General features: G+C 42.8%; 12 protein-coding genes. 7 read left to right on the top strand and 5 right to left on the bottom strand.

Going from position 1 to position 14912, the window contains the following annotated elements; all coding sequences use genetic code 11:
• Positions 1 to 399, bottom strand: a complete 399-nt coding sequence (locus V7K32_RS05145) for a helix-turn-helix domain-containing protein (RefSeq protein ID WP_334990940.1) — start codon at positions 397 to 399, stop codon at positions 1 to 3.
• Positions 400 to 673: 274 nt separating this feature from the next.
• On the opposite strand from V7K32_RS05145, the gene V7K32_RS05140 reads away from it, so the two are divergent.
• From V7K32_RS05140 to V7K32_RS05125, 4 genes are all read left to right on the top strand, one after another.
• Positions 674 to 1636: a protochlorophyllide reductase gene (locus V7K32_RS05140; protein ID WP_334990938.1), complete on the top strand. Its 963-nt coding sequence runs from the start codon at positions 674 to 676 to the stop codon at positions 1634 to 1636.
• 62 nt (positions 1637 to 1698) lie between these two features.
• Entirely contained in the window at positions 1699 to 2343 is a 645-nt protein-coding gene (locus V7K32_RS05135) for a hypothetical protein (RefSeq protein ID WP_334990936.1), read from the top strand.
• A gap of 92 nt (positions 2344 to 2435) precedes the next feature.
• On the top strand, positions 2436 to 2888 hold the full coding sequence (locus tag V7K32_RS05130; protein WP_334990934.1) for a DUF29 domain-containing protein: 453 nt from the start codon (positions 2436 to 2438) through the stop codon (positions 2886 to 2888).
• 414 nt (positions 2889 to 3302) lie between these two features.
• Complete coding sequence (locus V7K32_RS05125; protein WP_334990933.1) at positions 3303 to 3923, top strand: TMEM165/GDT1 family protein; 621 nt, start codon at positions 3303 to 3305, stop codon at positions 3921 to 3923.
• A 139-nt stretch (positions 3924 to 4062) separates the two neighbouring features.
• On the opposite strand, the gene V7K32_RS05120 is transcribed toward V7K32_RS05125, so the two are convergent.
• Positions 4063 to 4956: a tetratricopeptide repeat protein gene (locus tag V7K32_RS05120; RefSeq protein WP_334990932.1), complete on the bottom strand. Its 894-nt coding sequence runs from the start codon at positions 4954 to 4956 to the stop codon at positions 4063 to 4065.
• Positions 4957 to 5335: 379 nt separating this feature from the next.
• On the opposite strand from V7K32_RS05120, the gene V7K32_RS05115 reads away from it, so the two are divergent.
• Positions 5336 to 6364: a hypothetical protein gene (locus V7K32_RS05115; protein ID WP_334990930.1), complete on the top strand. Its 1029-nt coding sequence runs from the start codon at positions 5336 to 5338 to the stop codon at positions 6362 to 6364.
• 66 nt (positions 6365 to 6430) lie between these two features.
• Here the strand turns inward: V7K32_RS05115 and V7K32_RS05110 are convergent, their stop codons facing one another.
• Positions 6431 to 7600, bottom strand: coding sequence for a homocysteine biosynthesis protein (locus tag V7K32_RS05110; protein ID WP_334990928.1), 1170 nt, complete (start codon positions 7598 to 7600; stop codon positions 6431 to 6433).
• 582 nt (positions 7601 to 8182) lie between these two features.
• Between V7K32_RS05110 and V7K32_RS05105 the strand changes: the two genes are divergently transcribed.
• Positions 8183 to 9052, top strand: coding sequence for a DUF4231 domain-containing protein (locus V7K32_RS05105; RefSeq protein WP_334990926.1), 870 nt, complete (start codon positions 8183 to 8185; stop codon positions 9050 to 9052).
• A gap of 473 nt (positions 9053 to 9525) precedes the next feature.
• Here V7K32_RS05105 and metK read toward each other — a convergent pair whose 3' ends face one another.
• Both metK and V7K32_RS05095 read right to left on the bottom strand, forming a co-directional pair.
• The gene (gene metK, locus V7K32_RS05100) at positions 9526 to 10800 is read right to left on the bottom strand and encodes a methionine adenosyltransferase (RefSeq protein WP_334990924.1); all 1275 of its coding nucleotides are present in this window, start codon (positions 10798 to 10800) and stop codon (positions 9526 to 9528) included.
• Positions 10801 to 11220: 420 nt separating this feature from the next.
• Positions 11221 to 12225, bottom strand: coding sequence for a phosphoribulokinase (locus tag V7K32_RS05095; RefSeq protein WP_334990922.1), 1005 nt, complete (start codon positions 12223 to 12225; stop codon positions 11221 to 11223).
• A 1202-nt stretch (positions 12226 to 13427) separates the two neighbouring features.
• Here V7K32_RS05095 and petH point away from each other — a divergent pair.
• On the top strand, positions 13428 to 14741 hold the full coding sequence (petH, locus tag V7K32_RS05090) for a ferredoxin--NADP reductase (protein ID WP_334991189.1): 1314 nt from the start codon (positions 13428 to 13430) through the stop codon (positions 14739 to 14741).
• Positions 14742 to 14912: the final 171 nt, after the last annotated feature.

Genomic DNA, 14912 nt, shown 5'->3' with positions numbered 1-14912 from the left:
TTATATAAATAGGCTAGGTGAAACCTTGAAGTAATCACCAAGCATTTTGGCTTGTGCCTTACTAATCGAACGCTTACCATTAACAACTTCAGACACCACACCACTCGATCCAATAACGCCTACCAAGTCAGCTTGACGGGTTCCACTTGCTTCCATAATGTGTTGAAGTATTTCATGAGGCACAGATAAATCTATCGGGTAGTTCTGGGCTTCATATACTTCAATCAGCTTCACCAGCAATTTATGTAGAACTCGCTGCTCTGGAGTGCGATTTTTCGCAAAGGTTAGACGCTCTACCACTGTTAACATCCGTTCATACTCCTCTTCCGTCTCAATCACCTTGGGAGCAACTTCAGCTAGCAGATTGCGATAAGCAGTTTCGTCAAAAGTAAAAGTCATTTTTCCATTTGCCTTTATCGTATTCAGTATGTGTAAGAAAGTATTTGTAGTAAACCGAATTGCAATTAGATGCATTTGTTTCTAGCTTTTTTGTCACATATTTTCAATGAAAAATCAATTACTTTTAAATTCTCTAAATACGAGAGCAAGCAGTCAACAGTAGTTATTATTTAGAGTGCGGCTTAGTTCAGGCTAATCCAGTATTGAAAAAGCTGGTGACAATGATGACTCACTGGTGTGAGATCCTAGAGATAGTCAATGGAAGCTGAACACAATGGAACAACATCACAAGCCAACGGTTATAATCACAGGTGCATCTTCGGGGGTGGGTTTGTACGCTGCCAAGGCTCTCGCTGAAAGGGGATGGTATGTAGTGATGGCTTGTCGGGATATAGCGAAGGCTCAACTTGCAGCCCAATCTGTGGGAATCGCCCACCAGGGCAGCTACACTATCATGCATATCGACCTTGGCTCAATGGATAGTGTTCGACAATTTGTGAAGAACTTCAGAGCAAGCGGCCACTCCCTAGATGCTTTGGTGTGCAATGCTGCAATTTATATGCCCTTAATAAAAGAGCCACTGCGAAGCCCAGAAGGATTTGAGTTAAGTGTTGCTACAAATCACCTCGGACATTTCCTTTTGTGCAACCTGATGCTAGAGGATTTGAAGAAGTCATCTTCAGATCCAAGGCTCGTAATTTTGGGAACTGTCACCCACAATCCAGATGAACTGGGTGGGAAGATTCCGCCGCGTCCTGACTTGGGCGATTTGCAAGGCTTTGCAGAAGGATTTAAAGAGCCAATCTCGATGATTGATGGCAAGAAGTTTGAACCAGTCAAAGCTTACAAGGACAGCAAAGTTTGCAACGTGCTGACTATGCGGGAACTGCATCGGCGCTATCACGAGTCAACCGGTATCGCCTTTAGTTCTCTCTATCCGGGATGTGTTGCAGAAACGCCGCTATTTAGAAACCACTATCCCCTGTTTCAGAAAATCTTCCCATTATTCCAGAAGTACATCACTGGGGGATATGTGTCTCAAGAGTTGGCGGGAGAAAGGGTTGCTGAGGTAGTTGCCGATCCTGAGTACAATCAATCTGGTGCTTATTGGAGTTGGGGAAATCGCCAGAAGAAAGACGGCAAGTCCTTTGTTCAAAAGGTTTCTCCTCAAGCCCGCGATGATGAAAAAGGCGATCGCATGTGGGAACTAAGCGCAAAGTTGGTTGGACTAGCATAATGGGAAAAAATGCAATAATTTCATTTTTACTTAATAAATGATGTAAAAAAGTGAGGTGAGTGATGGCAAAGGAAAAACGCTCTGGTGGAAAAGGTTTTGGCAAACCACCTAAGCCATCTGGTATTGATGATTCGTTTGACTTTGAAGAACTTGTTAACGGCAAACAAATCTTAGTAGCCAACGTAATTACAGATCCAGTCAAAGGGATTGGAGATATGTTTAGACTCCTAACCTACAATGATTTGAATGACGAATTCTCAAATTTTAGAGTCGCTATTGGCACTGCATTTGAATCATCTTTAGTGAACTTAGCAAGAAGAAGGAGGCTTGAAGAAGGTAAAGGTTTGTTAACTTTAACCCCGAAAAGCTATCGGCAAAAATGGAAACTTGCTGATAAAAGTGACGGTGATATGGTTTTCAATTGGTGGACTCTCTCTGAGTTAAAAGTTGCTCAAGAGCGTAGCTATATTTTTGGAGGAACTCGAATTATTGCTATATTAGCGGAACCTTTAATTCTGCATAGCAAAGATAGGTTTCCAGTCATTTGTCATGCTGTTCCTTTCACGAAAGCAGAGGAAGAGACAAACTATGCTCATCTATTGTTCACCGTTCCACTCAATGCTGATGAGTCAACAGAACATCGCAAAATTTACATACTAGAACGCGAGACTACACCTCTGACAAAATTAATACCTCCCAATTCTTAGAATCCGTAAGGTGCGTTACACTTTGTTAACGCACCGATGTTAATCATAAAGATATGCGAGAAATTATCTAACCATTTCCGATGGAAACTGCCATGTCTTCCCTAAAGGCGCATTCCCAAACACTATATGACACGGATTACTTGCAATGGATAGAAACCACTGTGGAAAAATTGCAAAGTGATGACTACGCGAATGTAGACTGGGGAAACCTCATCGAAGAAATTGCCGACATGGGAAGGAGTGAGCGTCGGAGTCTGAAGAGTAATCTGATTGTAATTCTGGTGCATTTGCTCAAATGGCAATTTCAGCCTGAAAAGATAAGTGGTAGCTGGGAAGGAAGCATTATTGAACATCGTAGACGTGTCAAAGAAGCTCTAGTTGATTCGCCTAGTCTCAAATCCTATCTTGAGAGCGTCTTTGCGGAGTGTTATGCACAAGCAGTTAAGCAAGCAAAAGCTGAAACTGGTTTGTTAGTGGAATCCTTTCCTCTGGTGTGTCCATATCAGCTACCAGAAGTTACAGATGATGAATTTTTACCTCAGTAAGCACTGAATTGGGCTGTATGTGTCGCTTCATTCTCTGTACAGTTATACCTGCTATATAAAACCTAGACAAGTCTAGACTTTACTTCTTACTTCAACGGGGGCATGGGAGCGGTTATCGTTTGGCTATACTTTTGTCAATTTAGGACATACTCTCCATTCCCTACTCTTGACTTATACCTATAACAAATGTATAATCTATCTTCAGAGAAGGGGAGTAGCTGCTGGCAAAAAACATAAAAGCCAGTACATCTGAATCAACATACTGGGCGATAAAGCCCTGGTTCAGATGGCAAGTAATCAATATTTGAAAGCGAGACCTTCACTAAGTTCACACCGAAAAGTGTAAACTTGGTGAGGTCTTTTGGTTCTCATCAAGCTTCACATCGGTAAACGATTCTTCAGGAGCTTGAGAGAGTGTTAACAGCTTTTACCGCAGCTTTATTACTAATTACAGTTTCAGAACTAGGCGATAAAACATTTTTTATTGCTGTAATTTTGGCAATGCACCACCCACGGCGGCTGGTATTTATCGGTGTGACAGCCGCTTTAGCTGCGATGACAACCCTTTCGGTGCTATTTGGACAAGCGATATCTTTTTTACCAAAAAGTTATATTCATTACGCCGAAATAGCTTTGTTTATTGCCTTTGGTCTCAAGCTGTTATATGACGCTAGTAAGATGTCTCCTGCTGCTTGTGATACAGAAGTTGTAGAAGAGGCCGAAGCTGCGGTGAAAAAAGCAGATTTGCAGTTACCAAAGCAAAAGACTTCCTTGGCAATTATCATAGAAGCCTTTGTGTTGACATTTATGGCAGAGTGGGGCGATCGCACCCAAATAGCCACAATTGCCCTAGCCGCAGGTAATAATCCCATTGGAGTCACAATAGGGGCAATTTTAGGACATGCCTTATGTGCTGCGATCGCAGTTATCGGCGGCAAAATGATTGCCGGACGAATTTCTGAGCGCCAACTCACCCTGATTGGCGGATGCCTATTTTTAGTCTTTGGTGTCGTTGCTGCCATTGAGGGAGCGTGAGGGGATGAAGTAGGGGAGGCAGGGGAGGCAGGGGAGGCAGGGGAGGCAGGGGAGGCAGGGGAGGCAGGGGAGGCAGGGGAGGCAGAATAATAACTTCTGATTATTGAGCCATGTCCCACTCCCCACTCCCCACTCCCCATTACTTCGGAGTACTTTCCGGTGAAGGCGCGGGAGATGCAGCACGATTAGGGATGGGCGAAACCGTTGCTGCGTTCTTAATTTCATCTTTGTACTGAGCAGGTGCTAAAGCTGCGGCGCTATCAAACAAAAGTTTTGCATCTGCGTCTTTGCCCTGTTGTTTCAATAGCATAGCTTTGGCCACAACGGGGCGAAAATCCTTGGGATCTTTTTTAATTGCTTGGTCATATGCAGAGCTAGCTTGATCGTACCGTTTCTGGGAAGCATGAACAGAACCTAACAGTACCTGCACGGCTACTGTATCTACACTTCCAGGCTGAATTGTATTTGCTTGGGCTGCCTTAGAGAGGGTTTCTTGCAGCAAACCAATGGCTGCTTCCGGGCGTTGCTGACTGATTAACAGAGCCACCATTCCTTGTAAAGCCTTCAAATCGCCTGGTTTCGTCTCCAAAATCGAGCGATAAGCTTGAGCGGCTCCTTCGCGATCGCCAATTTGCTGTTTGGCTTGAGCTAGTAGCACTGAATATTCTGACTGTTCGGGATTCAGCTTCGCTAGCTTTTCTAAAGGTTCAATGACGACTTGGATATCAGCTGGTTTTACCTGACTTTTTTCTTTTTGACTCAGTAATTGTAGCCGCGCCTGTAATAAGCCCTTAAGCGCAGTCTGATTTTCTGGTTCCCTTTGCAAAACCAGTTCATAACCCCGTACTTCGTCTTCCAGTTTTGATTTTTGGTCAGCAGATGTCAAAGTGCCTCTGGTGCTAGCGGTATTCTGGTTTGAGGGTGGCGTATTATTAAATGCTCCAATTATGGGAATCACCGAAACACCCACAAAAGCAAGAATTGCTAGCACCAAGACGACTTGAACTATCCAACGATTGCGCGGTTGAGACACAGTTTTGTCTTTCTCCTAAATTTTAATGACATTATCATTTACACAAATCGTAAAGTTAAAAATTTCCAAAACTTTGCGGAATACCGCCAATTGCCTGTGAATTTTATAACAATTAACTATTTACACTGCTAAAGTAAGTGATGACTTTAGGAGGAGCCGTCAGAATTGCAGCTATGATATGCTTCCGAAACTAGTGTAAAGGCGCTAAATTACACATTTAGTGTTTATACACTCAATTTAGCGCCTTTAGTATTGTTATAGAGTACCCTAGTGTGACTTTGTGAAAAGCAAATATACTTTCATCCGTCGCACAAATGCTCTTTCCAGCTGCCTTTGTAAAATCCCACAATGGGATGTGTCTGTGCCGCAAGGAGTTTTTATGAATTCCGACCTGATGCCGTTGCCCGAATCCTCCAATTCTTCTGCCTCTAACCAGGGACCAACTAACACAGGGGCAGCTGCTAATGTTCGCATAGCAGCCAAGTCCTCTAAAGAAGTTGAAAATTCGCCTGTTAACCCCATTGAAACTGACTCAAATGGGAACTTAATCAATCGACAGCAACCGATTCCGCCTCCTAGTGAGCCGATGCAATATCGAGCGATCGGGTTAGTTAGGGGTCGCTATCATGCTAGTAGCGAACAATTTACTCAAGGTACGCTGCTGACTACCGATGGTGTAGAACTAAATGCCGTCCTCCTAGGCCGGATTATGAGCTTAGTCAAGAATCACCTAGACTTAGAAAAAGAACACTTGTGGGTAGTATATCCACGCACAAGACAAGAGAATGATACGTTGCACATCCAAATCGTCGGAGTTTGGGAGCCAGAAAATCTGGCTAAAAACTCAACAGATGAAGACGATTCAGACTTAGAGTTGCAATTACAGACACCCGATGATGGCTTATCCGAAAACTCTGAACTAAGTACAATTCCCGTAATTCCCTCATCAGAAGTTGCAGATGGTGGTTTTTCTGTTCGTGGTGAGGTAGTATACCAGTCTTTTGACGCTAAGAGCTTAGTAGTCAAAATTAGGCAGGCTGCACGCAAACCAACTGAGAAACCCAAATATTTCAAGTTGAAATTGAGGGGTGTGCTGACCACCAAAGCAGTAGGAAAGTTCTGGGACTTTCAAGCCAAGCGAGAAGCTGACGTTTTGATAGTAGAAAAAGCTGAGGCGATCGCTGACTTGCCCAAAAAACGCAAACCACCATTCAAAGGTGGCCCTCGTGCTGGCGGTGGCGGTGGTACTGGTGGTAGAAAACCATTCCCCCCCAGACGCAGTAGTGGCGAAACCCCACGTCCTATCAAGAAAACAGGCGCAGGCGGCGACACCTCTATAGTATCAAAACCTATACCCAAAACGCCCGCTCCTAAGCCCATCAAGCGACCGAAACCAACTCAAGATTAGGAATGGGGAGCAGGGGGAGATGAGGGAGTAATGGAAGCAACATCCCCCTCATCCCTCTCATCCCTCTCAAAAATCCGTCCGCCGATCTTGGGGTAGAAAAGATCGCTCCATCGGAATTGGGGAAACTGGTTCTGTCAGGGTAAACGTACCTGCTTCGATCCACTTTTTCAACTCTAGGGCGACTTGTCTAGAAAAAAATAAACTCGCTAAGGGGGCAGAGCGTACAGCTTTGCCCTCAATGGTGATCCGCCCAGATTTTAGTTGGGCGTAACTCACTAAACCAAAGGTGGGACGGACGCGCCGGGGAATGGAAAAATCCACTATTGGGGCTACTAAATCTTGATCTTGGACGGCACAGTGTTCAACTACTTGTTCATTTAATACAGGGAGTGGTACACCAACACCTAACATCAATGAGGGTCCATAGCTTTTGAAGTAACATCCCCGCACCCAGTGAGCATCCATTTGCTTGGCATCACCAATTAAAGCTAAAGTGGCGGAAGGCCCAATCGGTGTACGATTAGCTAAACGCTTTTGTAAAGGGAAATGCTGAGTGCCTTCCCAGGCGACATAGCCAATACCACCGCCTAAAAAAATTCGAGTCCCTATACCAACGAGTTGTAAATCGGGATCGTTGAGTAAGGGGGAAATAGCACCAGGGTTAGAGTAAACAGCATTCCCTAAACGGGGTTGTAAAGGGCCCAGATAGGTGAAGAGGGGGCGATCGCCACCATTTACACCAACAATAAAATTTTGATAAAGATTGCGCGGATTGAATAAATAAAACTGATTAATCGTTTCACTGGTAATTGTAGTTTCAAAAGTTGCTCTGGGATAACAATCTGTTACTTGTCCCTGCGCTTTTACGTGTATAGATTTACCAGCGATCAAATCTTCGATTACATGACCGCCGCCACGTTCTCGAACTTCTTCCCCGTCCGTCGTCTCCACACCAGAACTCGCACCCAAATATAAATCTACTGCCCCAAAACCAGAGTATGCTGGTACACCATCTAACCAGCATCGGCGAATTTTTATCGGCGGGTCAGTGTGTCCGAGATTGATAATTGCACCACTTGATTCCATCGGCTCAAATGTGCCAGTGGTAATTACATCAACTTCTTTAGCAGCTTTAGTAACACCGATTTCTACAACTCGTGCTTTTAATTCTTCAGTTGTCAACACTACCGCACGTTGGCGGCTGATTTTCTCGTTAATTTCTGCAATTGTTCGCATTTTATCAGGGCTAGTGCTTTCTGCTGTCTTCCTTTTTGAAGGATATCTTGATAAATCAAAAACTCTTGCATAATTTCCTCTGGAAATAGTTGTCGCCAATCTCTGCGCGACAGCTTAACACCCCGAATAGAGTCTAAAATTCCTAAAAAAACAATTCAAGTATTGTAAAGTCAAAATCATATATTTTTTGGGGACTGCACGCTACCTATGTCCGAAATATTTTTTACATCTACGTAAAATTACTATCAACCAAGTCTTGCATTATCAATCAAATGTATGTATGGTTAGGATTGACTAGTGCAGCTTGGCAAAAATGATTTTACGTCAACCGAAACAAACATTTCTAGCTTTTGTAAGCATTCTAAGCTAACTAGTCAATTGCAAAGTGAGAGCTAAAAGCAGATGCTAGAAGGTTTTGGAAAGGGAGAAATTCCTTGAGAGTGGTAATAAAAAGATGTCTCAGCAAAAGTTGATGGCTACTCTCTGGCGAGCTTATCCTAACTTACCCTCTGAAAGCAATTCTACTTGTTGCGATTCATTATATTCCTAGACTCCACCCGATAACGAATTGAGTAAGATGCAATGACTACTACTTCTGAATTAACTAATCTTGAGCCAAGAAACCAAAGTAATATTTCCAATAGGGTTGAAATTTTATCCTCTCCATCAGATGAGAAAAAGTTGTTTAACTTGAAGGTAATTGAGTATTTATTACTTGCAGCTTTTGTCTCTTCTGGACTATTTATTATTTTTTTATCAGAGGATAAAACAGTTGTAATTTCTGGAGCAGTATCTCTAACTTTTGTGTTTTTTTTATTGCTCATCAATAGACAAGTATTTCAGAACTATAAAAAGGCTGCTTTTCAGTCTGAACTCACCAAAAAAGCTGAACTCTATAGTTATCTATTGACCAATCCTAATTCCTGGAATAAAGATACGCTGACTCTGACAAGAGGAAAAGCTTTACAATACAGCCAAGACTTGATTGACGATTATAAAAAAATTAGGGGTGTATCAAGGAACCTTTACTATAGTTTGCAAATTGCGACAGTGATTTTATCAGGAGTCACACCAATTTTAGTTCTGGTAGACAAATTAGAAGCAGGACAAGCTTGGCTTAAGTGGCTCCCTGTACTATGCCCAGCTATTGCTTCTATAGTTGCCAGTATAGTTACCTCTTTTCCTTTTCAGAAGAATTCGCTTGCTGCTAACACAGCCGTTGAATTGTTAGAAGCTGAACAAGAGAAATTTATATTGGGAGTTACTGCACCTTATCGTTGCTATGATGTGTCTGACGAAGCCCAACAGCAACAAAAGGCAAGTCAAGCATTAGAATACTTTATTGTTCAAGTGAACAACATTCATCTCAACCAATTGCAACAAACGAGTGAGACACAATCAGAGAAGACAGAATCAGCTTCATCTAATGAGTCAAACAAAGTAGGAGCATAAGTAAGCAAGTACAAGGATAGCTGATAAACTGATCGTGGTCATGAGTCAGTCTGACAATTCATATGTGGCAAAGTCCACGAAAAACCTAACCCCCTAACCCCCTTCCCGACACGGGAAGAGGGAAGATTCCAATGTTATGAGTTGCCATTTAATGCCTCTTTGGATAGCGGGCTAGATGAGAATGAAATAGCCCTATATATAGGTTAGGTTTGCGGATGAACCGAACCATTGCTTTAGTTGGTGCATCTTTGCTCATGGGATTAACGTAACTTTCAAGCAAGCTTCAAGGCGTTTCAAAAGACTTCCCTGCTCCCTGCTTTTCAATACTTCTCGGTTAGTGCAATTAGTCATTGCAGATCCTCCCAATCCCTTTTAATATTCTTGTGACTATTAAAAAATGAGGGCATAGGCAACTTAACAACTTGCCAATACCCTCAAATAAATATACTAAGTTTTTGCAGTAGCGTATAAGTCTAAGTTAGTGCCTGAGCAACTACTGCCGAAAGTGACTCGTTTGCTGCTTGCTTCAACAATTCGGCTTTATCGGTCTGTTCCCAAGGTAAGTCTAAATCAGCCCGCCCAAAATGACCGTAAGCCGCGACGTCCTGATAAAAACGTCCGCCTCGTTCACTTGGTAAGTTGCGTAAGTTGAAGGTATGGATAATCCCTGCTGGACGAAGTTCAAAGTGCTTGTTGATTAATTCCAGTAAGGTTTCTTCATCCACTTTACCGGTGCCAAAGGTATCTACCAGAATGCTTGTTGGTCGTGCTACACCAATCGCATAAGATAGCTGAATTTCAACTTTTTCTGCCAACCCAGCGGCGACAATATTTTTCGCTACATAACGAGCGGCATAGGCAGCAGAACGGTCTACCTTCGTGGGGTCTTTGCCAGAAAAAGCGCCGCCACCATGCCGTGAATAACCACCATAGGTGTCAACAATTATTTTCCGTCCTGTCAGACCAGAGTCTCCCTGAGGACCACCAACGACAAATTTGCCAGTGGGGTTGACTAAAAAACGTGTTTCCTGATTAGGCTTAATTTCAATGTCGCCAAAAACAGGTTCGACCACTGCTGACCAGAGGTCTTGTTTAATTTTGGCTTGTACAGCCGCCTCATCCGTGATTTCCCCAATACTGGCTGTATGCTGGGTGGAAATCAGAATAGTGTCGATACCTACTGGGCGTCCATCTTCGTAGACCACAGTTACTTGGGTTTTACCGTCAGGGCGTAGGTATGACAATTCACCTGTTTTGCGGACTGCTGCCAATCGGCGAGCAATGCGGTGGGCCAGACTGATGGGTAAGGGCATCAGTTCTGGTGTTTCGTTGCTGGCAAAACCGAACATTATACCTTGATCGCCTGCGCCAATTTTGTCAAATTGTTCGTCGCTATCTTGTTCGCGGGTTTCTTGGGCGGTGTTAACGCCTTGGGCGATATCGGGTGATTGTTCGTCTAAAGCGAGCAGAACGCTGGTGCTGTTAGCAGAAAAGCCATTATCGGCATTGGTATAGCCAATTTCGGCAATTTTTTTGCGGGCGAGATTGACGAAATTAACATTGGCTTTGGTGGTTATTTCGCCAGTGATTAGCACCAAACCAGTATTAACTACTACTTCAGCAGCGACACGGCTGCTGGGGTCTTGTGTCAGTAGGGCATCTAGAATGGTATCAGAAATCTGATCGCAGATTTTATCTGGATGGCCTTCGGTGACTGACTCGGAGGTAAATAAATATCGACGAGACAAAGGAAATTCCTCCTGACTTGAGTTTTTTGGCTGAACTAAATGTAGTTTTTAGTTCAATTACCTAATTTAACGTGAGTTAGATGAACCTCTCCCTAACTTGAACTAAAGTTCAAGCCTGCCCCTCTCTGAACCGGAGAGACACGGTCTTACGTAGCAAAACCTCTTAGAGGTCTTTTAATTCGGCTGATTAGGCGAACACCACATAAGCCGTCGAACTCACATTAATTTATGAAATCATAACAATATTTATACTTCAGTAGTTAGCATCTTCTTAATATCGATAAAAACCACTAGCTATAAGGTAAGTGTCTGTAAAGAAAATAAATTTATGCTCATTATTTTGTGGTTAAAATGTATTTAATAACACAAAAAAAGGGGACACTTAGAAGCGTCCCCACAAATGACACAAACACTACTGCTTTAAACTTGAACTGCTAACTTTGCTTCGGTAGCTGTCAACCGCTCATAAGCAGCACGCATTTTCAAACCTGTAAGCACTTGGAAGAAACCAGTACCATTATTGGAACCTGGATACTCGCGGTGCTGGAGTAACAAGTGAGTCAATTCACCCTGATATTTAGTAGATGTATTGCTGAGATGGGTTTCGATATAAATTACTTCTTCCAAGTTGTCAAATTGACCATCGACCTCTAGTACTGAGACATAGCGGCCGTAGTAAACATCCGAACCGTAGTACAGTTGCATACCAGGGTAGGAACAGGTCAGCTTGCGTCCACAGGGAGTCCAATTAATTGTTGACCCTTCATCAAATAGGTAGGTTGGATCAAATCCTTCCTTACCTTCGCGCTGGAGCATCCGTACTCGCAAGACTCTGCGCTCCGTGTCGTTTTTGATCAAGTTCGTGGGTAATACTTGCAGAACCACATCAGCAAATTCTCTTTGTGGTTCGATAAACTTATCAAAATCAGGTTTGCGGGAATTGATTTGCGCTAAGACATCTTCGTAGCGATGACCGCGTTCAGCCATATCTCGCTGGATTTTCCAGGCAATTTTGACTTCATCGCTAATGTCAAAATAAACACTGAAGTCGATTAGCGATCGCACCCGCTCATCATATAAAGGATGCAGCCCTTCAACAACTATAATGTGATTCGGCTCTATCCGCTCTGGCGGATCGATCAACCCAGTTTCGTGGTTATAAATCGGCTTATCAATCGCTTGACCACTTTTGAGCGCTTTAATTTGCTCATACATCAGGTCAAAATTGTTTGCTCTGGGGTCTAATGCCGTTATCCCAGTATCTTTACGCTGTTTGCGATCCAACGAGTGATAATCATCTAAGCAGATGACTGTCATTAAATCTTCACCAAATAAATCTATCAAACGACGCAAAAACGTAGATTTACCGCACCCAGAGTCTCCGGCTACTCCAATCAGTACCACGCGTTCCGGCTTATTTGTCATAAATCTCCTCTAAAATACTAAAATTGATTGTCTCAATATTTTTTCACACAGCAGATTTTGAAGCCAGGAGTTTACCCCTTTGGTTTATCCTGCGTTCTTGCTACCTAGCACATCTATAAGACACCAAGCAAGTAGGCAACAAAAGTAATTAAGTTGCTACTCGTCGGACTAGCCTGAATGTTGGTGCCGGTAAGTATTTAATCCTAGTGGTATATTTGATTTTAACAGAAGGGTGTATCCCATACAAGATTGCTGTCAAGAAGAATTAGCGTGGTTTATCAATCATTTTTTGTTGATTTAGTTGTTAATTTAAAAATGGGGATCAGCACCGCCCATCAGCGTTGCGCCTTTATCAGTCCGCTACTTGTGACTATAAACAAGACTTAATGGTATAATTTATTATTGCCGGGAATTTTTTAATGTTACTAAATTGTAATTCCTGCTCGACAATACTTAATATATTCAAAGCAAAAATCTATCCAACGAATGAGCAAAGAACTTGTATTAGTCAAATTCTTGACTATAAATTTATAGATATGCTCAGATAGAAGCGTTGACGTTATGTCAAAGTACTGATAGAGGCTGACAGATTTTTTGCATCAAGTGAAACTGATTACACTTGCTAAAATCATGGTTCTCTATGTCGTTATGTTTGTAGCTGGAGTTGTCAGAGTCATGTAATTATCCATAGACAGGTGATGAATATAGCTAACAATATTGCGAGATACTAGATTTAAAGAAGTAAAACCAATGGGAAGAAAACCTTCTGGGATTAGCATTTCCGATTTAAACCCCTGGACTATGCAAGCGCAACCGCAATTTTTGGAAGTCAACTGAGCGGTAGCTTGCACTAACCGAAGCAGGCTTCTTACAATATCTGCCCCTTTAAGTTGCTGGTTGGGTAATAAGGTAAAAAGCTATCTCCCTGGTGGGGGTGGTAGTTAACGAAAAAAAGATTAAATTGACTCATTATTAACATTCTCCACAAGACTTATCCTTTACCTTAGAAGGTGAACAGGTGTGTTTTTTACTATGCCTGCATGTCTTCGGTGAGTGTACTTAGCAAGGCATTAATTTAATGATGCCTTTTTTCCTTCAAGGCCAGTTTTGTGAAACGAAAATCCGCTAAACTAAAGCTGGGAAGGTGGGGAATAGTTTTTTTTTGAAAAACGGTTAAGTAAATTATCGGAGTGGTAGAACGAATGTACAATCAAGGTGCTGTTGAGGGTGCTGCCAACACAGAATTAGGTAGCCGCATCTTCCTTTATGAAGTGGTGGGTTTGCGTCAGAGCGAAGAAACTGATCAAACTAACTACCCAATTCGGAAAAGTGGCAGTGTGTTCATCAGAGTGCCTTACAACCGCATGAATCAAGAAATGCGACGTATTACTCGTCTAGGCGGCACAATTGTTAGCATCCAGCCTATAACTGCGCTAGAGCCAGTTAATGGTAAAGCCTCACTTGGGAATGCTACAAGCGAAGTCAGCGAGTTAGCTACATCTGGGGAAACTGCTAACAGTGAAGGGAATGGTAAAGCCACACCTGTAAATGCTCATAGTGCTGAAGAACAGAACAAGGACAAGAAAGGCAACACCATGACTCAAGCGAAAGCCAAAAAAGACCACGGTGACGTTCCTGTTAACACTTACCGTCCCAATGCTCCGTTTATTGGCAAGGTAATATCTAATGAGCCGCTAGTCAAAGAAGGCGGTATTGGTATTGTTCAACACCTGAAATTTGACTTATCTGGCAGTGATTTAAAGTATATAGAAGGTCAAAGTATTGGGATTATTCCACCAGGATTAGACAAGAACGGCAAGCCGGAAAAACTCAGACTATATTCCATCGCTTCAACTCGTCATGGCGATGATGTAGATGACAAGACAGTATCACTGTGCGTCCGCCAGTTGGAATACAAGCACCCAGAAACTAGCGAAACAGTTTACGGTGTTTGCTCTACACACTTGTGTTTCCTCAAGCCAGGGGAAGAGCTAAAAATTACCGGGCCTGTGGGTAAGGAAATGTTGTTACCCAATGACCCTGATGCTAATGTCATCATGATGGCAACTGGAACAGGTATTGCGCCGATGCGGGCTTATCTGTGGCGTCAATTTAAAGATGCAGAAAGAGCAGCTAACCCAGAATACCAATTTAAAGGATTCTCTTGGCTAATATTTGGCGTACCAACAACTCCAAACCTCTTATATAAGGAAGAACTGGAAGAAATTCAACAAAAATATCCTGAGAACTTCCGCCTCACTGCTGCTATTAGCCGCGAACAGAAAAATCCCCAAGGCGGTAGAATGTATATTCAAGACCGTGTAGCGGAACATGCTGATGAATTGTGGCAATTGATTAAAAATGAAAAAACCCACACATACATCTGCGGTTTGCGCGGTATGGAAGAAGGTATTGATGCAGCCTTAACTGCTGCTGCTGCTAAAGAAGACGTAACTTGGAGTGTTTACCAGAAGGAAATCAAGAAAGCCGGTCGCTGGCACGTAGAAACATACTAAATTAGTCATTAGTCATTGGTCATTAGTTTTAGACGAAGGACAAAGTACAAAGTCTGTAGACGCTTCTGAGGCTTGCGGCGCTCAGAACTTTGTAACAGAGGACAAATGACAAAGGAAGAAGGATAATCAGTAGGTAGGGCAAACGCTCTACCTACAATTGTTATTGGTAGA

This window comes from Nostoc sp. (assembly GCF_036917635.1).
GTDB lineage: Bacteria > Cyanobacteriota > Cyanobacteriia > Cyanobacteriales > Nostocaceae > Nostoc.
The sequence above is the reverse complement of the archived record's forward strand: the minus strand, read 5'-3'. Positions and strand labels throughout refer to the sequence as shown.